This is a genomic window from Faecalibacterium sp. PGM34 (genome assembly GCF_054456555.1).
Window position 1 is genome coordinate 2,363,473 of record NZ_CM136898.1, and the last position, 20,604, is coordinate 2,384,076.

16 protein-coding genes are annotated in these 20,604 nt (G+C 61.2%); 3 read left to right on the forward strand and 13 right to left on the reverse strand.

Going from position 1 to position 20,604, the window contains the following annotated elements:
• Nucleotides 1-70: 70 nt before the first annotated feature.
• The 13 genes from ACXPUX_RS11310 to ACXPUX_RS11370 form a co-directional block, all read right to left on the reverse strand.
• On the reverse strand, nt 71-1,006 hold the full coding sequence (locus tag ACXPUX_RS11310; protein ID WP_458828375.1) for a uridine kinase family protein: 936 nt from the start codon (nt 1,004-1,006) through the stop codon (nt 71-73).
• Nucleotides 972-2,441, reverse strand: coding sequence for a coproporphyrinogen dehydrogenase HemZ (hemZ, locus tag ACXPUX_RS11315; protein ID WP_458828376.1), 1,470 nt, complete (start codon nt 2,439-2,441; stop codon nt 972-974). The genes ACXPUX_RS11310 and hemZ overlap by 35 nt, the downstream gene beginning before the upstream one ends.
• A 12-nt stretch (nt 2,442-2,453) precedes the next feature.
• Nucleotides 2,454-3,071 (reverse strand): MBL fold metallo-hydrolase, encoded by a 618-nt coding sequence (locus ACXPUX_RS11320; protein ID WP_458828377.1) that lies wholly within the window; start codon nt 3,069-3,071, stop codon nt 2,454-2,456.
• A 2-nt stretch (nt 3,072-3,073) separates the two neighbouring features.
• Complete coding sequence (gene dtd, locus ACXPUX_RS11325) at nt 3,074-3,535, reverse strand: D-aminoacyl-tRNA deacylase (RefSeq protein ID WP_055184830.1); 462 nt, start codon at nt 3,533-3,535, stop codon at nt 3,074-3,076.
• Nucleotides 3,536-3,539: 4 nt separating this feature from the next.
• Entirely contained in the window at nt 3,540-5,882 is a 2,343-nt protein-coding gene (locus tag ACXPUX_RS11330) for a RelA/SpoT family protein (protein WP_458828378.1), read from the reverse strand.
• Nucleotides 5,883-8,015 carry a single-stranded-DNA-specific exonuclease RecJ gene (recJ, locus tag ACXPUX_RS11335; RefSeq protein ID WP_458828379.1) on the reverse strand — a complete coding sequence of 711 codons (2,133 nt, stop codon included), beginning with the start codon at nt 8,013-8,015 and terminating at the stop codon, nt 5,883-5,885. It abuts the gene before it with no gap.
• Nucleotides 8,012-9,331, reverse strand: coding sequence for a 5-bromo-4-chloroindolyl phosphate hydrolysis family protein (locus ACXPUX_RS11340; protein WP_458828380.1), 1,320 nt, complete (start codon nt 9,329-9,331; stop codon nt 8,012-8,014). The genes recJ and ACXPUX_RS11340 overlap by 4 nt, the downstream gene beginning before the upstream one ends.
• Before the next feature lie 10 nt (nt 9,332-9,341).
• Nucleotides 9,342-10,937, reverse strand: coding sequence for an NAD(P)/FAD-dependent oxidoreductase (locus tag ACXPUX_RS11345; protein ID WP_458828381.1), 1,596 nt, complete (start codon nt 10,935-10,937; stop codon nt 9,342-9,344).
• A gap of 21 nt (nt 10,938-10,958) precedes the next feature.
• Entirely contained in the window at nt 10,959-12,263 is a 1,305-nt protein-coding gene (locus ACXPUX_RS11350) for a CdaR family protein (RefSeq protein WP_458828382.1), read from the reverse strand.
• Nucleotides 12,260-13,162 carry a diadenylate cyclase CdaA gene (cdaA, locus tag ACXPUX_RS11355; RefSeq protein ID WP_005926885.1) on the reverse strand — a complete coding sequence of 301 codons (903 nt, stop codon included), beginning with the start codon at nt 13,160-13,162 and terminating at the stop codon, nt 12,260-12,262. The genes ACXPUX_RS11350 and cdaA overlap by 4 nt, the downstream gene beginning before the upstream one ends.
• Before the next feature lie 15 nt (nt 13,163-13,177).
• Nucleotides 13,178-14,344 (reverse strand): 2-C-methyl-D-erythritol 2,4-cyclodiphosphate synthase, encoded by a 1,167-nt coding sequence (gene ispF / locus ACXPUX_RS11360; RefSeq protein WP_458828383.1) that lies wholly within the window; start codon nt 14,342-14,344, stop codon nt 13,178-13,180.
• Between the two features lie 378 nt (nt 14,345-14,722).
• Nucleotides 14,723-16,405 (reverse strand): phospho-sugar mutase, encoded by a 1,683-nt coding sequence (locus ACXPUX_RS11365; protein ID WP_458828384.1) that lies wholly within the window; start codon nt 16,403-16,405, stop codon nt 14,723-14,725.
• A 169-nt stretch (nt 16,406-16,574) separates the two neighbouring features.
• The gene (locus ACXPUX_RS11370; protein ID WP_458828385.1) at nt 16,575-16,877 is read right to left on the reverse strand and encodes a hypothetical protein; all 303 of its coding nucleotides are present in this window, start codon (nt 16,875-16,877) and stop codon (nt 16,575-16,577) included.
• 155 nt (nt 16,878-17,032) lie between these two features.
• On the opposite strand from ACXPUX_RS11370, the gene ACXPUX_RS11375 reads away from it, so the two are divergent.
• The 3 genes from ACXPUX_RS11375 to ACXPUX_RS11385 all read left to right on the forward strand — a co-directional run bounded on the left by ACXPUX_RS11375 (nt 17,033) and on the right by ACXPUX_RS11385 (nt 20,506).
• Nucleotides 17,033-18,571, forward strand: a complete 1,539-nt coding sequence (locus ACXPUX_RS11375) for a YifB family Mg chelatase-like AAA ATPase (RefSeq protein ID WP_458828386.1) — start codon at nt 17,033-17,035, stop codon at nt 18,569-18,571.
• A gap of 31 nt (nt 18,572-18,602) precedes the next feature.
• On the forward strand, nt 18,603-19,886 hold the full coding sequence (locus tag ACXPUX_RS11380; RefSeq protein ID WP_458828387.1) for an amidohydrolase family protein: 1,284 nt from the start codon (nt 18,603-18,605) through the stop codon (nt 19,884-19,886).
• Between the two features lie 149 nt (nt 19,887-20,035).
• Nucleotides 20,036-20,506, forward strand: a complete 471-nt coding sequence (locus ACXPUX_RS11385) for an N-acetyltransferase family protein (RefSeq protein ID WP_458828388.1) — start codon at nt 20,036-20,038, stop codon at nt 20,504-20,506.
• The last annotated feature ends 98 nt before the right edge of the window (nt 20,507-20,604 follow it).

Consider the following 20,604-nt stretch of genomic DNA (forward strand, 5'->3'; position numbering starts at 1 on the left):
GCAACGAATGCCCCGCAATTTTTACAGTTTGGTGCTGGTTTGGAAACAAATTTTACGCATTTTTCACCGGTTAGGCGCGGCTGCCGTAGAACTCGCGCAGCATACTGTCGGCGGGCAGCAGTTCCAGCGGCAGCGGATTCACCTGCTCAAACCGGCGGGCAGTCTCGTCCCACAGCTCGGCGTTATGGCCCTCCAGCGTGAACTGACGGCGCACCTCGCCCAGCAGCCGGGAGATCAGTCCCAGCTCGTAGGTAAAGGAGGTGTCCAGCAGGAAGTCTGCGGTGGTCTTGAAGCCCTTGATATACCGGGTCTCACCATCCAGCACCCTGTCCCACATGGAAAGGGTCTTGGCGGGGCTGCGGCCGCGGGCTGCGGCATCCCGCAGAGTGCGGCGGCACAGGCGGATATCCTGCGTATTGATGACCCGGCGGCCGTCAATGCAGTATTCCTCCCGCAGACCGGCGTAGATGCGGTAGATCTGGTCGTCCGGCACAAGGCCGGTCAGCTCCGGGTTGAGGGCGTGGATGCCCTCAACGATGCACACACCGCCCTGCAAATCAATGTGCTCTACCTCGGCAGAGCGCTGCTCGGTGGCAAAATCGTAGATGGGCAGCTCTGTCCTGCCGGTCTCGCTGAGCTGGTGCAGGCACTGCTTGATCAGAGGCAGATCCAGCGTTTCAAGGTTTTCGTAGTCCAGCGTGCCGTCCGGCATTTTGGGGTAGTAGGCAGCGCCTTTAAAAAAGTTGTCCAGACTGACTACCTGTGCCGGAGTGCCCTGCTGCACCAGAGCCTTTGCCAGACAGTGGGCGCTGGTGGTCTTGCCGCTGGCGGAAGGTTCGGTCAGCATAACGATCTTTGCCCCGGAGCCGCGCACCTTCTGGGCGGCATACTGCACCCGCCGGGCATAGCTGTTCTCGCTCAGCTCGGCCAGCGCCTGCGGGCTGCGGGCTGCTATATTATAGAGGTCTACTTCAACCAGTCGTTTCGGTACCCAGATCGTGATCATAAAACTCAGCCACTCCTTTTTTCCGGTCCAGTACCTCCGCAAAGCGCTGGATATACTCGTTCGGATACTTAAAATTGAAAATGCGCTGCATCCGTTTGCCCCCATCGGCCACCAGTTTGGTGCTGCCGCCCGCACCTGCCGAGAGGATGGTCTGGACTTCCTCCATGATATAAATATTATAGTAGCCCTCGTGACCCGGCTTGCACCAGCCCACGTTTTCCAGATTCTGCAGCGTATTCTTCTGCCGGTAGAGGTAATAGGGACGGTAGCCCGCTTCGGCCAGCAGATGGCATTTTTCCAGCATGGCGGCTACGTCCGCGTAGTCGTTCTCCTTCTGATCCTCGATGACGATGCGGGACGCCCGCTTGAGGGTAAGGGTGTGGACAGTGATATTCTCCGGCTGCAAGGCAATGGCCTGCCGCAGGCTGTGCTCAAAGCCCTCCACCGTATCTCCGGGCAGACCGGCAATGAGGTCCATGTTGATGTCCTCGTGTCCGGCGCGGCGGGCATCGGCGTAGCAGGCCAGAATATCCTGCGCCGAGTGCTTGCGGCCGATGTTTGCCAGCACCTCGTCCGAGAAGGTCTGGGGGTTGATGGAGATGCGGGTAGCGCCGTATTCCTTGATGACTGCCAGCTTTTCGGCGTCGGTGCAGTCCGGGCGGCCCGCCTCCACGGTATATTCTACGACCTTGCTCAGGTCAAAATTCTCCCGCACAGTGCCCATGAGCTGCCGCAGCTGGGCAGCGGAAAGGCTGGTGGGTGTACCGCCGCCGATGTAGATGCTGCACAAGGTCAGCCCGGCACGCTCGGCCTGCACCCGGATTTCTTCTACCTCCTTGCACAGGCAGTCCACATAGGGCTGCACCAGCTTGCGGTCACGGTCCAGATTGCAGCTGACAAAGCTGCAATAGCTGCACCGGGAGGGGCAGAACGGGATGCCGATATACAGACTGTACGTCTTGGGCGCACTGCCCAGCTGCAAGATCGGCTCCTGCAGGTCGGCAATTTCCTTCGCCATTGCGTATTTTTGCTCTGAGCAGTCGAACCGCTGCAAAAAGAAACGGTCGATCTGCTCTGCGCTCCACCCGGCGGCGCGCTTATCATGGATAAGCCGCACAGGGCGCACACCGGTCATCTTGCCCCAGGGCGGGCGGATGCCCGTCCACTGGCGCAGCAAATCGTAGGTCAAGCTGGCAAGGGCAAACTCCGGGGTTTCGCCGCCCTGCTCCACCGGCAGCGGCAGCGGGGCTTCCAGCGTTTTGCTCTTTTCCCCCTGCCGCACCAGCACCCGCAGACCGGTATCGGTCTTTTCTGCCCACAGGCAGTCCTCAGCAGGCTCCGGCGGGGTCAGGGTCAAGGGTGCCATGGGGTAAAACAGGCGGGCAAGGTGCTCCACCTCGTACCCGGAGGGCAGCCCAGTGATATAGATCTTCATGTCGTTCTCTCTTTAAAAAATGTCGTTGCCGCCGCGCAGGGCGCTGCGGATATAGTAGTTGTTGTCCAGCTCCGCACCAAAGATGGAAAATTCGCCATGGCCGGGCAGCACCTGTGTTTCGCGGGGGATGGGCAGCTGTGCCAGCTTGCGCAAGCTGTCTGCCATCTGTGCGCTGCTGCCGCCCTCAAGGTCGGTGCGGCCGATGCTGCCGGCAAACAGCGTATCACCGCAGAACAGATGTTCACCGCACAGCAGCACCACGCTGCCGGGGGTGTGGCCGGGGGTGTGCCACGCGGTAAAGCGCAGCTCGTCCACTGCGATCTGCTCGCCTTCCGTGTAGCCGCAGTCCGCAGCGGAAAGCGGGTACATCCGGTCGCCGGCAAGGTCTGCCTTTTCACAGTAGAGGGTGGCGTTCCACTCTGCTTTCAGCGCAGCCGCACTGCCCACATGGTCGTAGTGGCCGTGGGTGCACAGGATGGTGGTAAGGGTGGCGTTGTGCTGCTTTAAAATTTCGTCGTAGCTGTGCACCTCTGCCGCCGGGTCGATGACCACGGCATGGCCTGCATCGGAGATGAGCAGAAAGGTGTTGGTATACAGCGGCGGTGCCGCAGGAATGTGAAAGCCTTGCATCGTTACTCCTTCTTTTTCCACTCGTCGGTATCAATGATGATGGTGCAGGGGCCTTCGTTCACCAGCGACACCTGCATGTGCGCGCCGAACTCGCCGTGCTGCACGTCCTTGAGGCCGTGCTTAGCCATCTCGGCAAGGAACAGCTCGTAGGCATCCACCGAGAGGGGCGGCTTTGCAGCCTTGATAAAGCTGGGACGGTAGCCTTTTTTGGTGTCGCCGTAAAGGGTGAACTGGCTGACCACCAGCGCAGAATAGCCCAGATCCCGGGCGCTCAGGTTCAGCTTGCCCTCCGCATCCGGGAAAATGCGCAGACCCGCGCATTTATCGGCAAGTTTTGGCACGATGTCCAGTGTGTCGGTGTCCCTGACCCCCAGCAGGATCATGATGCCCGGCCCGATGGCGCGGGGCTCGCCGCCTTCCACCCGCACACTGGCGGAGGATACGGCCTGAATGACTGCTCGCATTGCTTTAACTCCTTGTCACCTTGAGCACGTCCCGCACCTTGGAAAGGCGCGCCACCACACGGTTGAGGTGCTCGGTATTGTTGATGCCGATGGTCAGGCTGACCACGGCGCAGTTGTTTTCTACCTGACGGGCGTTCATGGCATAGATGGGCACCCGGATATCCGCCAGTGCGCTGAGCACGTCCTGCAGCAGCTCGTTGCGGTTCAGGGCAATGATTTCCAGCCCGGCCTTGTAGCTGTCCTTGACGCTGTCTGCCCAGTAGGCCTTGACCCAGCGGGGGGCGTTGGAGGGGTCCTTCATGCTGGCAACGGCGTTGGCGCAGGTCTGCTTGTGGATGGAAACACCGAAGCCGCGGGTGATAAAGCCCACGATAGGGTCGCCGGGCAACGGGCTGCAGCACTTGGCAAACTTGATGGGGGTGTTATCGAAGCCCTCCACCACCACGCCGTCGGTGGCGTGCACGCGGCTCAGGTCTACCTTGGGCAGATCCTCCACCGACTTATTCTCTTCGGCCTCGGCAGCCTTGAGTTTCTGCCACTCTTCCTTGAGCTTGGGCAGGCAGTTGGCAATGGTCATGCCGCCGTAACCGATGGCGGCGTACAGTTCCTCGGCGCTGTTCTGGCGCATCCGGCGGGAGCAGCTGTCGATAAAGTCATCCAGCTGGTCGTCCGGGATGAGGATCATCTCGCGGCGCAGCTCCTTGGCCAAGGCGTCCCGTCCCTGCTGGATATTCTCTTCCCGGCGCATCTTCTTGAACCAGTTGCGGATCTTGCTCTTGGCCTCGCTGGTGCGCACGATCTTGAGCCAGTCGCGGCTGGGGCTCTTATCTGTCCGGCCCAGCAGCACCTCAATGATCTCGCCGGTAGACACTACATGGTCGATGGGCACCATGCGGTTGTTCACCTTACAGCCCACCATGCGGTTGCCCACCGCCGAATGGATGGCGTAGGCAAAGTCGATGCAGGTAGCACCGGTGGGCAGGTTGATGACATCGCCCTTGGGGGTAAAGGCGAACACTTCTTCCGGCAGCAGGTCGCTCTTCAGATCGTGGAGCAGGTTGCCGGAATCCTCGCTCAGGCGCTGGTTTTCCAGCAGCTGGCTGACCCACGCCAGACGGTCATCCAGCTTATCATGGCCTTCGCGGCCTTCCTTGTACTTCCAGTGGGCGGCAACGCCGTACTCGGCCTGCTCGTCCATTTTGCGGGTGCGGATCTGTACCTCAAAGGGGATGCCCTCGTGCCCGATGACGGTGGTATGCAGGCTCTGGTAGCCATTGGGCTTGGGGGTGGAGATATAGTCCTTAAAGCGGTTGGGCAGCGGATGGTACATATCGTGGATGAGGCCAAGGGTGCTGTAACACTCGGCCAGAGAATCCAGAATGACACGGACCGCGTAGATATCGTAGATCTCGTCAAAGGACTTGTTCTGCATGATGGTCTTGCGGTAGATGCCGTAGATGCTCTTGACCCGGCGTTTGATGGTGGCACCCTCGATGCCACTTTCCACCAGACGGCGCTCGATGACGCCGGACACTTTGATAAGGAACTCCTCGCCGGAGCGCTCGCTGAGCATCCGGCTGATCTCGGAGTAGCCCACAGGGTCCAGATAATGCAGGCTGCGATCCTCCAGCTCCTCCTTGACGTTCAGGATGCCAAGGCGGTTGGCGATGGGAGCGTACACCTCCATGGTCTCGCGGGCCTTGTCGCGGCGTTTCTGCTCCGGCCAGGCGTCGCCGGTGCGCATATTGTGCAGCCGGTCGCACAGCTTGATGATCATTACACGCACATCGCGGCTCATAGCCAGCAGCATCTTGCGCAGGTTCTCGGCCTGCAATTCTTCAATATTGGAGAACTGGATCTTGGTCAGCTTGGTCACGCCGTCCACCAGCAGCGCCACTTCCTCGCCAAAGGAGGACTTCAGGTCGTCCAGCGTGGTGGGGGTATCCTCCACTACGTCATGCAGCAGGGCGGCGGCGATGCTCTCGGAGTCCATGCCCAGATCCAGCACCAGCCGGGCGACTGCCAGCGGGTGGCAGATATAGGGCTCGCCGCTGCGGCGGCACACGCCGTTGTGGGCGTTGTTGGCCAGCTCGTAGGCTTTTTGGATCATCTCCATATTGTAGGCCTTGCCGCTGGCCTGAATGGCCTCGCACAGCTTTTCCCACGTTACGATCTCCGGGCGTACCTCAGAGGGCAGCGCCCCCTCCGGTGCGTCTGCCAGCAGTGCCGTAGCGGCTACGGTGGCGGTCTCCTGCACCGGCTGGTGCAGATGGGTCTTGGCAGAGTAGCCGTCCTCGTCCCGTACCGGAGACGGGACCGGGGCAGTATTTTTCTTTCCCTCAGGCATTTATAGTTCCTCCAGACATTTCAGGATGGGGGCATCGGCAAGGTTCTTTTTACCTGCTGTCGGCACCAGCTCCCAGAATTTTGCCCCGCCTTTTTCCGCTGCGGTGATCAGCCCCACCTGTTCCAAGGCGGTAACTGCCACCAGCGTTTTGCCGGTCTGCTCCTCGCCCAGCTTTGCGCACAGGGGCTGCAAGTCCTCGGCGTGCCAGCGGCGGGACTGCAGTTCCCGGTACACGGCAATGATATCCGTGCGGGCAGGGGCGATCTGTTTCTTTTGTTCTTCGGTCAGGGGGGTGCCCCGGCGCAGCGCCTGCACCAGTGCAGCCTGCCGCGCCAGCTCTGCGCCCAGCCCTGCCGGGTGCAGGTCGATGATGCGGCCGGAGAGCTGCGCGCCCCGGGCAGACTCGTACACCGAAAGGTTCAGTGCCGCATCCACCACATCGCCCAGCGCATAGGGCAGCTGCTCGGCGGGCATCCCGAACCAGACGGCGTACAGGCAGCTATTGCCCTGCCGCAGCCGCAGGCGGCTGTGCCGCCCCTCCGATACCGGGTATACGCCGTCCACCACGGCACTTTGCAGCAGGAAAACCGGGGTGGGGTTCTCGGCTCCGTAGGGTGCCAGCTGATCCAAGTGCCGCACGCTTTCCACCGTGATACGGTCCAGATGGATGGTCACGTCACAGGTAAGCGGCGGGGTGTGCAGCACCGGGCACTCCCGGGCCGCCCAGTCGTTCAGGCGGCGGCGTAGCTCGGGCAGGTTTTCTTCCCGGACGGAAAGTCCCGCCGCCATGGCGTGGCCGCCGTAGCGCACCAGAAGGTCGGCACAGGAGCCGATGCAGGCGTGCAGGTTAAAGCCCTGCACGCTGCGTCCGCTGCCCTTGCCCTCGCCGTGCTCATCAATGGTGACCACGATGACCGGGCGGCCGGTGCGCTCCACCAGCCGGGACGCCACGATGCCAATGACACCGGGATGCCAGTCCCGTCCCCACAGCAGCATGATGCGGTCGTCCAGCCGCTCGGGCTGCTGCTCCAGCAATTCCTCGGCGGCTTTGAAGATCTGCTGCTCGGTCTCCTGCCGGTGGGCGTTGATCTCGCCAAGCTTGTGCGCCAGCTCCTCAGCCCTGTCCGGGTCCTCGCAGAGCACCAGCTGCAAAGCGGTAACGGCGTTATCCATGCGGCCTGCCGCATTGATGCGGGGCGCGATGGCGTAGCTGATATTCTCGGCAGTGATAGGCTTGCCCGCAAGGCCGACTTCCTCTAAAAGTGCCCCAAAGCCAGGGCGGTCGGTCTGTTGCAGCTGCCGCAGCCCGGCCTTGACAAGGGTGCGGTTCTCCCCCACCAGCGGCATCACGTCCGCCACAGTGCCCACTGCGGCAAGGTCGCCGCAGTAATCCAGCATCTCCTCCGGCGGACAGCCGTCCAGCGCGGCGCAGAGCTTGAACGCTACGCCCGCGCCGCACAGACCCTTGAAGGGGCTGTGGTCGTCCTTCCGGCGGGGGTCCACCACGGCCACCGCCTTGGGCAAAGTCTCCGGCGGCAGATGGTGGTCGGTAATGATCAAATCCATGCCCAGCGAAGCCGCAAACTCGGCTTCCTCCACGGCAGAGATGCCGTTGTCCACCGTCACGATGAGGGTGCAGCCCTTGTTGTGCATGGACTGGATAGCGTTTTTGGACAGGCCGTAACCGTCCCCCTCGCGGCTGGGCAGCATACACTTGACGGTTGCGCCCATGCCCTTGAGGTGCTGATACAGCAGGGCAGTGGCAGTCACACCGTCCACGTCGTAATCGCCGAACACCGCGATGGTCTCGCCGTTATCAATGGCCTGCCAGATGCGCTGACAGGCGGCGTCCATATCGGTCAGCAGGGCGGGGTCGGAAAGCTCCTCCTCCCCTGCCAGTAAGGTCAGCGCTTCGGCGGGGTCGGTGATGCCCCGGGCGGCAAGGATGCCCGCTAGCAGAGCGTTTTCCTTCTGCTGCGCCGCCAGCACAGCCTTATATTTTTCGTCTGACCACGGCGCTTCGTCCATGGCCTGCTCTTCCAGCTGTGCCGCTGCCTGCTCGGCAATGGCGGCGGTCAGCTCCCGCACAGCGGTGCGGTCCAGCGGTTTTTGTTCCCAAGCACGGTAGGTCATTCAAATTCCCTCCCGGTCAGGCCATCGTTGGCCAGCATTCCCTGCAAAGCGGCGATCTCGGAAGAAATATCCATGGCTACGTCCGAAAGCAGATTGTTGTACAGGTTCTCATACGCCTGATTCAAGGTATGCAGGATGCCCGCGATATCCCGGCGGATGGTCTCGGCGTTTTCGCCCTGCTGCCCCTGCACATCGTTATAGGTGTGCAGCAGCTTGAGGGTGGTGGGGATATAATATTCCGCAAAGCGGCGGGTCTTGGGCTGGCTTTCCGGGTGTGCTTCCAGCCAGTCGCAGATGGCGGTAGTGGTCTTGTGCATGGCGGCCAGTTCTTCCCGCGCCTGCGCGTCCTGCATAAGCTGCTGCTCTTTTTCCAGCACGGCAGCAAAGCGGCGGGCGGTATCGAGACTGAGCGGAGCATCGCCGGTTTCTTCCTTTTCCGGCTGCGGCTGCGCGGCGGCAGCGGCAGCTTCCTTGGCGGCGCGGTAGTCCTCTGCCGTCAGGTAGAGCGTCTCGGTATCATCGTCCAGCCATGCGTTCAGCCAGCCCTTATGGATGTAGCTGCGCAGCTTTTTCAACACCTTTTTCTTCGTCTGGTGGGTCAGGTCTGCCAGCATCTCCACCGCCAACCCCTTCTGCGCGTTCAGCTTTTCCGCTGCATCTGCCAACGCCCCCAGTTTTTTGGAGGCCGACAGCCGGGAGACACCGGCGGCGATCATGGCACCAAAGCCACATGCCAGCAAGGTAAAGATGCCGCCGCAGAATTCCAGGGCTGTCATAGCCGCTTCGGTAAGCAGCTCGCCGCCCACAACGTACTGGGCAACGTCCTGCACCCAGATGGGGGTAGCCGCTGCTGCCACGCCAAGGCAGCTGATTCCAGCGATGCCAAAGGTGGCCGCAAAGGTGATGCCCACAGCCAGCAAAGTACAGCCTGCGCTGTGCCGCTTTTTTGCGCTGATGCGGATGTTTTCCACCGGGGTCGGCTCCGGCTTCGCGAAGATCTGCCGGAACCAGCCGGGCATCCCGGCGGCATCGGCATCCGCAGCACCTTCGTTGGAGGTCTGCTTTGCATCCCCGTAGGGATAGCCTCTGCGCCCCTGCCGGAAGGCCTTTGCGGCCTCTCCGATACCGTAGTTGGCTGCATGGACAGCGGCTTTGCCCACATCCCACGCCCGGTCGCCGATGTCCATGCCCCTGCCCTCAAAGCCGTGGGCAAAAGCATCGGTTATGGTGTCGCCAAAGGCGCGCAGCTGATCCTCCAGCTCCTGCTGTACCTGTCGGCCTTCGTTATTTCGGTTATCGTTTTCACGATCGTACATCAAAATTTTCTCACCCTTCTGCCGGTGCATACCGGCTGATGATGGCGCGGGCCACCCGCAGACCATCCACGGCGGCGCTCATAATGCCGCCCGCATATCCCGCACCCTCTCCGCAGGGGTAAAGCCCTGCCAGCTGGGTGCACACAAAGTCCTCTTCCCGCTTGAGCCGCACCGGGCTGCTGGTGCGGGTCTCGAGGCCGGTCAGGATGGCGTCCGGCGCAGTGTAGCCCGCGATCTTGCGCTCGTAAGCGCGCAGACCCGCCCGCAGGGTGTCCGCCAGTTCTCCGGGCAGCAGTGCGCCGAGGTCTGCGGCGGTCACGCCGCGGTCGTAGGTGGGCTGTACGCTGCCGATGCGCAGCTGCCCGCGCCCTTCCAGAAAGCTTTGTACGTTTTCTGCCGGGGCGGCGTAAGCCCCGGCTGCCCGGCCTGCTGCATAGGCCTTTGCCTCCAGCTCCCGCTGAAAGGCAATGGCGCGGCGGGGGTCGTTGGCAAAATCCGCCCCGCCTACGCTGACCACCACCGCCGCATTGGCGTTTTTGCCGCTGCGGGCGTGGTAGCTCATGCCGTTGGTCACAACGCGCTCTTCCTCACTGGCAGAAGCCACCACCTGACCGCCGGGGCACATACAGAAGGTGTACACGCACCGGTCGCCGACGTGCTGGGAGAGCTGGTACTCGCCCCGGGGCAGCGCCGGATGCCCGGCGGCTTCGTGGTACAGGCTTTTTTCGATCTCACTTTGCAGGTGCTCGGCGCGGAAACCCACGCTGAAGGGCTTACATTCCAGCACAAGGCCGCTGTCCATCAGCATGCTGAAGGTATCCCGTGCCGAGTGCCCCACTGCAAACACCAGTGTCTCGCAGGCAAAGCTGCCATTTGTAGTAGTGATGCCCACCAGCTGACCGTTTTTGCGTTCCAGCCCGGTAAGGGCGGTGTTGAAGTGCACCTCGCCGCCCAGAGACTCGATCTCCTTGCGGATGGAGGTAATGACGCCGCGCAGCAGGTCGGTGCCCACATGGGGCTTTTGCTTCCACGCGATCTCTGCCGGGGCACCGTGCTGCAAAAACACCTCGGTGACAAAATCACACAGTTCATCCCCGATGCGGGTAGTCAGCTTGCCGTCCGAGAAAGTGCCCGCGCCGCCCTCGCCGAACTGGATGTTGGCGTTGGGGTCCAGCTGACCGGTGGCGGAAAAGTGCTCCACCGCCTGCACACGGGCATCCAGCGCAGGGCCGCGCTCCAGCACGATGGGGCGGTACCCCTGCCGTGCCAGCAGTAGGGCGGCAAACAGCCCCGCCGGGCCCAGTCCGCACACCACAGGGCGGTGCGCAAGCGGCTGGGTGCCGGGTTGCAGGGTAAAGTCTGCCCGGCGGTGCAGGGCGGCGTCCGGGCAGCGCGCCGCAAGGGCGGTTTCCTCCCCGGGCTGCCTGAGGGTGACCGCCACGGTATACACCAGCTTGGGCTGGCCGTGGCGGGCATCCACCGATAGCTTTGCCACGCCGGTGTGCTCTACCTTGCTGCGGGGCACCCGCAGGGTGTGCAGCGCCTTTTCAAATGCCTGCGGCTCCCCTGCGGAGAGGGGCAGACGGATGTTGCGAACCAGAATCATTTGTTGTGTTTTCCTTTAAATTTAGTTGCTTTCAATGCGGCATTGCAGCACATAGCTGCCCAGCGCAAAGATCTTGCCGTTGGAGGGCACATACAGCCGGCAGGCAATGTTCTGCTGGCCGGTGGCCACGGCAAAGTCCTCGGCGTCGATCTCAATGACCACCTGCTCGGGGGTCAGGGTCTCCATAGCGCCCTTGGGACCGCAGAGGATGACGTTCATCAGACGCTCGGTCTCCACCGTCAGCTGATAGGTAGAGGGCAGGTTGACCACCTGCACGCAGCTGGCGGGCAGGTTCATGGTCTTGGTCTCCAGCCCGGAGCAGTCAAAGCTGACTGTAATGGTGGAGATATTGTCCAGCAGATAGATATCTGTCGGCAGCTCAATGGGCATCTCGTACACCTTGTTCAGGCTGAAGGTGGAAAGGTCGATGGTGCCGATGGACAAGGTGGACAAGGCGTCGATCTTTTCTGCCTGGCCCGCCACCTTGAGCTGCTTGCAGCTGAGGGCATAGCTCAGCACCGAGTTATCGAACCCGCGCGGTGCGTTGATAAAGTTCACCTTCACCGGCAGGGTCGCCATCTTGTACACTTGCAGCGTCACGTCCACGTTGCTCTCTTCCAGCGTGGTGTACTGGAACTTGACCTCCTTGCCGCCGCTGGTGTAGAAGCGCAGGGGGGTGTCCAGCGTGACCGACTCGGTCAGCTCGCTGTTGTAAGACGCTTCAGCGGTGCAGGTAGCCACCTTGCTCAGCTCGCTGCTGGGGCCGGACAGGGTGACGTTCTCCTTGGAGACCTCAGTGCTGTAAAGGATATAGCCGTCTGCAACGCGCAGATAGTTGGTGGTAACGGTAACGGGCAGGGTCTTTTCCTCCACCACGTCAAACACCACGTCCACCGTGTTGTTGCTGCCCTCCATGGTCACGGTCACACCGTTGAGCAGACCGTTTGCGCCGCGCACCAGCAGCCGCAGGGTCTTTTCGCCGCTGTCGCGCACGCTGGACCAGTCCGGGTAGACCACAAAATCCGAGGCCCTCAGCCCGCCGATGGTGTAGCCATCGCCGGAGAGCTTCAGGTTCACGGTCTTATCCTCGGCACTGACGATGCTCAGGCCCCGGGAGGTGTAGGCAGCGGAGTCGTAGGTGTAATCCACCGGCACATTATAAATGGTGTTGGTGGTGCCGGGCTGGACGATGATGGTGACCACCATCCATGCAACGATGGCACCCAGCACGGACAGTGCCAGCCGGATGCGGCGGTCATCCAGAAGATTCTTTTTTTTGCGGACGGCAGACTTTACGTCGTTCGGCTTATTCGGCTGGTTGCTCATTGCTGCTCGTCCTCCCCCTTCTGGCTGATCCAGTTCCACAGCTTCTTTGCCTGTTCCACCCAGCTGTCTGCGGTGTTCTTTTCCACCGTAGACTCCTTGGGGATCATTTCGTCGATCAGGCGGGTATACAGGCTCTGGCGGTCAAAATGACGGATCAGCACACCATTTTTTGCCATAGAGATGATACCGGTCTCCTCGCTGACCACGATGGCAATGGCGTCGGAGTTTTCCGCAATGCCAAGGCAGGCGCGGTGGCGGGTGCCCATATCTTTGCCCAGATCCAGATTGTTGGAAAGGGGCAGCACGCAGCCCGCCGCCTTGATGCGGCCGTTCTCGATGATGGCAGCGCCGTCATGCAGGGGGGTGCCCTCGTAGAAGATGGTGCCCAGCACTTCCAGATTGACCGCGCTGTTCACCGGGGTGCCGGTGCGCACGATCTCGGAAAGGTTGGTGTGGCGCTCCAGCACGATGAGCGCACCGGTCTTGGTCTCGGAAAAGCGCTCGGCTGCATCGCAGATGGCAATGATGGCGCTGCGCCACGCGCCCTTGAGGCTGGGGTCGTTGTAGCGCCCTTTTACGTTGAACAGCTTGGAGGCCCACTGGTCGGTCTGCCCCATGCGCTCCAGCGCACGGCGGATCTCCGGCTGGAACAGCACCACAAGGGTGAGCAGACCGACTTGCAGCAGCGAGTTGAGCAGCCATGTAACGGTGCGCATATTCAGGGTGTTGGCTACCAGATACACGACCATGACCAGCAGCGCGCCCTTGGCCAGCTGCCCGGCGCGGGTGCGGTTGATGATGCCCAGCAGCTGGTAGATCAGGAACGCGATGATGATGATATCCAGCAGATCGACAATTTTAAAGGTCTGAAAATTTGCGATGATCGCATTCAATGTCATGCGTGTGTGCCCCCCTTACACAGCTTCGATTAGGGCGACTGCATGGGCGGCAATGCCCAGCCCCTCGCCGGTAAAGCCCAGATGCTCCTCCGTGGTGGCCTTTACGCTTACCGCCTCTACCGGCAGGCCGAAAGCCGCCGCCAGATTGGCACGCATGGCCGGGATATGGGGTGCAAGCTTGGGGCGCTGACACAGCAGGGTGGCGTCGATGTTCTCGATGCGCCAGCCGTGCTCTTTGAGGATCTGCGCCACGCGGCAGGCCAGCTTCAAGCTGTCGGCACCGGCGTACTCCGGGTCATTGTCCGGGAAATGCTGGCCGATATCCCCCAGCGCCGCTGCGCCCAGCACGGCATCCATCACCGCATGGGTCAGCACATCTGCATCCGAGTGCCCCAGCAGGCCTTTTTCAAAGGGGATCTCCACCCCGCCAAGGATCAGCTTGCGCTGCTCTACCAAACGATGTACGTCATAGCCGTGTCCAATACGCATTTCGGTTTCCTTCCTCTGTGCCGGGCGGGGCAGATCCTCCCGGGTGGTGATCTTCAGGTTTGCATAGTCGCCCTGCGTCAGCTGCACCGGGCGTCCGGTCAGCTCAAACAGGCTGCAATCATCGGTAACAAGGCGGGCGCGGGTCTCATCCAGTTCTTCCAGCGCCGCAAGGTACGCTGCACGGTCAAAGCACTGGGGAGTCTGCACCGCATACAGGGTGCTGCGGTCCGGGGTGGTGTGCACCGCGCAGTCCGGGGGCACGGTCTTGCCATCGCCCCGGGCAGCGGCCTTGATGGTATCCTTCACCGGCACCGCCGGGGCAGCCGCACCGCAGCGGGCAGCGGCTGCCAGCGCTGCCGTAATGACCGCCGCGCTCACAAAGGGGCGGGCGGCATCGTGCACTGCCACCAGCTCTCCGTGTGCTGCCAGCACACCGTTTTTTGCGCTCTCGGCACGGGTAGCTCCACCCGCTATGATCTGCACAGGCTTTGGGCAATCCGCCACCTGCTGCGCCACGAAATCCCGGTTTTTGCCTGCCACCAGCACAAGCTCGGTGACCTGCGGGCACTGGGCAAAGGCGCGGATGCTGCGGTGCAGCACCGTTTCGTCCCCCAGATCAAAGCTGAGCTTATCAAAACCCATGCGGGTCGAGGAGCCCGCCGCCACCAATACCGCCGATACAGTTTTTTCCATCTCTTCCACCTACCCTGCCGCTGTGCCGCGCTGCGCACCCACAGCTGCCTATAATAAACCATGTTTTATTATAGCGTATCACAGCGCAAACTTCAACCGATTTTACACAGCAAAAGTACATCTGTGCTGCATAAAGCCCTGCGGTCTGTCCTGAAAGAGCAGTCACCCAGAGTGTGCGCTTTCGCCCTCTCAGGCGCTGACCCCTTCCGTCTGCTTACTACGTTCGCAGCCACCTTCCCCAAGGGGACGGCTTTTCGCGGTGGCGGTAAACTTTGTGGCACCTCCATAAGGCTTTTGCTCCGGTCAACTGTCTGCTGAACGCAAAAAGGGCTGCTGCACAAAAACGTGCAGCAGCCCTGCAAATGCTTTGGGATAGTTTTACTTCAGGATGGGCTCAATGGCAGCAGCCAGAGCGTCCTTCTGTGCCTGTGCTTCGGCCAGATCCTTGCCCAGCGTGGTGAAGTAGGTCTTGATCTTCGGCTCGGTGCCGGAGGGACGCACCACCACGGTAGCGCCGTTTTCCAGCGTGTAGATCAGCACGTTGGCAGCGGGCAGGCCGGTCTCCTCCGGCTTCTTGTAATCGGTCACCTTGACCACCTTATGGCCAGCCAGCTCCACAGGGGGCTGGTCACGCAGCTTCTGCATGATGGAAGCCATCTTCTCCATGCCGGTCAGGCCGGGGAACTCGAAGCTGTCCACCTTATTCAGGTAGCGGCCGTACTGAGCGTAGATCTCTTCCAGACGCTGCTTGATGGAGGAACCGATGCTGCGGTAGTAAGCGGCCATCTCGCAGATGAGCATGGAACCGATGACGGCATCCTTATCGCGGACGTAGGGGCCAGCCAGATAGCCGTAGCTCTCCTCAAAGCCGAAGATGAAGCGATCCACTTCACCGGCAGCTTCGAGATTTGCAATCTGGTCGCCGATCCACTTGAAGCCGGTCAGCACATTGCGCATCTCCACGCCATAGTGCTTTGCCACAGCGTCTGCCAGCGGGGTGGACACGATGGACTTGACTGCCACGGGGTTCTTGGGCATGGTGCCCTTCTCGATGCGGCCTGCGCAGATGTAATCCAGCAGCAGAACACCCATCTCGTTGCCGGACACCAGCTCATAGCTGCCGTCCGGGCACTTCATGGCAATGCCCACGCGGTCGGCGTCGGGGTCGGTAGCCAGCATCAGGTCGGCACCGGTCTTGGTGGCCAGCTCCAGACCCAGCTTCAGGGCCTCGAAGATCTCGGGGTTAGGGTAGGAGCAGGTGGTGAAGTAGCCGTTGGGGTACTCCTGCTCGGGCACGATGGTGATATCGGTGATGCCCATATCGTTGAGCACATGGGTCACGGGCACAAGGCCAGAGCCGTTCAGCGGGCTGTACACCAGCTTCAGACCGGCAGTCTTGCACAGACCCGGGCGCACCTGACGTGCCTCAATGGCATCGTACAGGGCCTTTTTGCAGTCATCGCCCACAAAGCGGATCATGCCGTTCTCCACGCCCTCGGCAAAGGAGACGTACTTTGCACCGGTGAGCACATCGGTCTTTTGGATCTCGTCGTAAACGATGGCGGCGGCGTCATCGGTCATCTGGCAGCCGTCCGGGCCGTAGGCCTTGTAGCCGTTGTACTTGGCCGGGTTGTGGGAAGCAGTAACCATGATACCGGCGTTGCAGTTATAGTAGCGGGTAGCAAAGCTCAAAGCAGGCACGGGCATCAGGGCATCATAAATGCGCACTTTGATGCCGTTGGCTGCAAGAACGCCTGCGGCGGTCTTGGCAAAGACATCACTCTTCAGACGGCTGTCGTAGCTGATGGCCACGGTCTGGGTACCGCCCTGGGTCAGCACCCAGTTTGCCAGACCCTGCGTTGCCTGACGGACAACGTAGATGTTCATGCGGTTGGTACCGGCACCCAGCACGCCGCGCAGGCCTGCGGTACCAAACTTCAGCGCCACAGCAAAGCGATCCTTGATCTCATCGTCATTGCCTTCGACCTTAGCCAGCTCCGGCTTCAGGTCTGCATCTTCCAGATCTGCTGCCATCCAGCGCTTGTATTCATCCAGATACATCTTGTACACCTTACCTTTGTTTAAAATCTTTTTCCCCGGATCGAAATGGTTTGTATAAACCTACTTATACTATAAACTCTTGCTCCGCTTATGTCAATTGCGTAAAATGGCCGAAGTTTGTGCCCTTAAAACCGACAAATGCCACAAAAAAACGGTTCTTCTGCCATATTCATTGCGTTTTTGATGTATCCAGCAGCTGGTAGGGCTGGCGTACATCCTCCAGCACCTCCAGCCACTGCTCCGGCCCCACGCCGTTTTCGCACAGGTAGCGCAGCAGCACCATCACCCGGCTAAAGCTATCGGCCGGGGCAAGCACTGTGCTGCTGCGCACCTTGCCGCCCTGCTCCCGGCGCAGCTGTGCCAGTACCCCCTGCGGGGTGGCAGCGGCGCAGTACACCAGCGTACAGGCGTGCTGCAAGCCCTCCAGCTCTGAGTAGGTTCGGATATAACGGCAGCATTCCCCATTTGTCATGTTCTCTCGTTCTCCTTTCTGCTGCATTGACAACTTTCCTGTGCTTTACTATAATGATTTCAAGCAGAAAAAATTGTCGAAGCATAGTAGATATATCCATTATTTTCCACTTTTGGCATTTTTGACAAACCATGCGCCATGCAGGGAGGGACACCATGTATTCTGTGACCAACAGCTTTGGCCTGAACGGACTGCGCGGCTTTGCCGTTGCGGTGGAAGCCGATGTTTCCGGCGGGCTGCCCGCGTTTTCCATCGTAGGCCTGCCGGACTCTGCCGTGCGGGAAAGCGCCGACCGGGTGCGCGCCGCCATCAAAAACCTTGGCTTCCGCTTCCCGGACCGGCGCATTACCATCAACCTTGCCCCCGCCGATGTGCGCAAGACCGGCCCGGTGTACGATCTGCCGCTGCTTTTGGCACTGCTGACTGCCAGCGGGCAGCTGGAGGATATCCCCGCCGACACTGCCTTTCTGGGCGAGCTTGCACTGGACGGCAGCCTGCGCCCGGTGTCCGGCGTGCTGCCCATGGCGCTGGCTGCCGCCGAGCACGGTATCCGGGCGCTGTACGTCCCGGCAGAGAACGCTGCCGAGGCAGCTGAAGCCTGTGCCGACACCATGACTGTCTACCCTGCCCACACCGCCCGGGAGGTGGTGGAGGCGCTGAAGGGCATCCGTCCCCTCTCCCCTGCCGCCGCCATCCCCTTTGACCCGGAGGACGCATGGCAGCAGGTGCCGGATTTTGCGGACGTGATGGGGCAGTCGCTGGCGCGGCGCGCCATGGTCATTGCAGCCGCAGGCGGGCACAACGTGCTTTTAACGGGCGCACCCGGCACCGGCAAATCCATGCTGGCAAAGCGTCTGCCGGGCATTCTGCCGCCCCTGACCCGGGAGGAAGCGGTGGAAACGACCAAAATTTACTCCATCGCCGGGCAGCTGCCGCAGGGGCGCGGGCTGATCTCTGCCCGTCCCTTCCGCAGCCCGCACCACTCGGCAAGCTCTGCCGCCCTTGCCGGAGGCGGGGCGCAGTTCCGCCCGGGCGAGTGCAGTCTTGCCAACTGCGGGGTGCTGTTCTTAGACGAGCTGCCGGAGTTTTCCCGCGAAAGCTTAGAGGTACTGCGCCAGCCGCTGGAGGACGGCCAGATCACCGTGAGCCGCGCCGCCGGAAGCGCCACCTACCCCAGCCACTTCCAGCTGGTAGCCGCTATGAACCCCTGCAAATGCGGCTACTACGGCCACCCCACCCGCGCCTGCACCTGCTCCCCCAGTGCGGTGCGGCAGTACCGCAGCCGGGTGTCCGGCCCGTTTCTGGACCGCATCGACCTGTGCGTGGAGATGGACCCCATCGCCTTTGACGAGCTGCACACCGCCGCGCCCTCCGAGAGCAGCGCGGAGCTGCGCAAACAGGTGCTGGCCGCCCGCGCTATTCAGGCCAAGCGCTACGCTGCGCCGGGCTTTAAAGGGGTGCACTGCAACGCCCAGCTGGACGCCGGGCAGGTGCGGCGCATCTGCCGCATGACCCCCGGTGCCGAGCAGCTGCTGCGCAGCTCCTACGATGCACTGGGACTTTCTGCCCGGGCGCACGACCGCATTTTGCGGGTAGCCCGCACCGTAGCCGACCTTGCGGGCAAGCCCCTGCTGGACGAGGATTCCCTGCTGGAAGCGCTGCAATACCGGGCACAGGAAAAATTGGACGGGTAATTCAAAATAAAACGGAAAGAGGACGGAACACATGAAGCGCGCATACACAAACTGCATTCTTCTGGACGGCACCGAGCAGATGGAGCCGGTACGGGGCAAAGCGCTGCTGACCGAGAACGACAAGATCACCGCCATCGTGGATGCGGGCGCAAGCCTTGACGGCTACGAGGTCATCGACCTGCACGGCGGGTATCTCTGCCCGGGGCTCATCAACCTGCACGTCCATCTGGCGGGTAACGGCAAGCCCAGCGCAAAGCCCCGGGACAATGCAGCGCTGGTACGCAAGATCCTGAGCAACGGGCTGACCCGTGCCATCGCCTACCGGCTGGTATGCAGCTATGCCAAGCTGGAACTGCTGGGCGGCGTGACCACCGTGCGCACCGTGGGCGGCATTGCGGACTTTGACACCCGCTGCCGGGACGACAGCGCCGCTGGGAAGGTTCTGGCACCCCGCATTCTGGCCGCCAACGAGGGTATCTCGGTGCCGGGCGGGCACATGGCAGGCTCGGTAGCAGTGGCGGCGCACAACAACGCCGAAGCGCTGGCGCAGCTGAAAAAAGCCAGCGTGCAGAAGGTAGACCTTGTCAAGCTGATGATTACCGGCGGCGTGCTGGACGCCACCGAAAAGGGAACCCCCGGCGAGATGAAGATGCCGCCGGAGATGATCAAGGCCGTCTGCGATGCAGCCCACAAGCAAGGCTACACCGTTGCCGCCCATACCGAATCCCCTGCGGGCGTGAAGGCTGCGCTGGAGAACGGCGTAGACTCCATTGAGCACGGCGCAAAAATGGACGAGGAGACAGTGCGTCTGTACAAGGAGCGGGGCGCTTTCCTGTGCACGACCATCTCCCCCGCACTGCCCTACGCCCTGTTTGACACCGCCGTTTCGGGCGCATCGGAAAAAGACCAGTACAACGGCAAGATCGTCTTTGACGGCGTGATCGAAAGCGCAAAAACCGCGCTGGCAAACGGCATCCCGGTGGGCTTGGGCAACGATGTGGGCTGCCCCTACATCACCCAGTACGATTTCTGGCGGGAGCTGTGCTACTTCCACAAATACTGCAGTGTGAGCAACCGTTTTGCCCTTTACACAGCCACCCTGCGCAACGCGCAGCTGGCGGGCATCGGCGATGTGACCGGCTCTATCGCGCCTGGCAAGAGCGCAGATTTTATCGTGACCCGCGAAAACCCGCTGGAGGATCTGCGGGCCTTGCAGCATCTGGAGCTGGTGGTCTGCCGCGGCCGTGCCGTGAAAAAGCCCTCCCCCAAGCGCAAAAAAGAGGTAGATGCTCTGCTGGACCCGTATCTTGTGTAAGCAGCCCGTCCAACATATAAAAACGCGAGCAGCCAAAATGGTCGCTCGCGTTTTTGTTTGCTATCGACAGTTTGCATTTTCTCTTTTCCGGTGCCGCCCGGTGTGGTATACTGAAAATGCAAAAACCAGAAAATGGAAGGAGCAAAAAAATGAACATTCGTAAAGCCGAGGAAAAAGACATTCCCAGACTGCTTGCGCTGCTGGGGCAGGTATTGCAGATCCATGCAGAGATCCGCCCGGATATTTTTATTCCCGGCACCACAAAATACACCGTCTGTGAGCTGGCAGAACTTTTGAAGCAGGAGGACAAGCCCATCTACGTTGCCGCAGACGAGGATGATGTGTGCATGGGCTATGTCTTCTGTCAATTGAAGGAGCAGCCTTTTTCCACCAATATGGTACCCTTCAAGTCGCTGTTCATTGACGACCTGTGCATTGATAAGCAGGCGCGCGGGCAGCACATCGGGGAAAGCCTGTTTGACTATGTAAAGCAGCAGGCAAAAGCGCTGGGCTGCTACGAGGTGACCCTGAACGTCTGGGCGGGGAACACTTCGGCAGAGCACTTTTATGAAAAAATGGGCATGAAAACCAAGGAGCGGCAGATGGAGTATATTCTGTAACGCGGCTTTCAGATTTCAGGACAAATAAAGCATTTTCTCCGCAGTCGGCGGTCAAAGTGTCCTCAAATCGGACAGTTTGGGTGCCATCCTTATAGTTA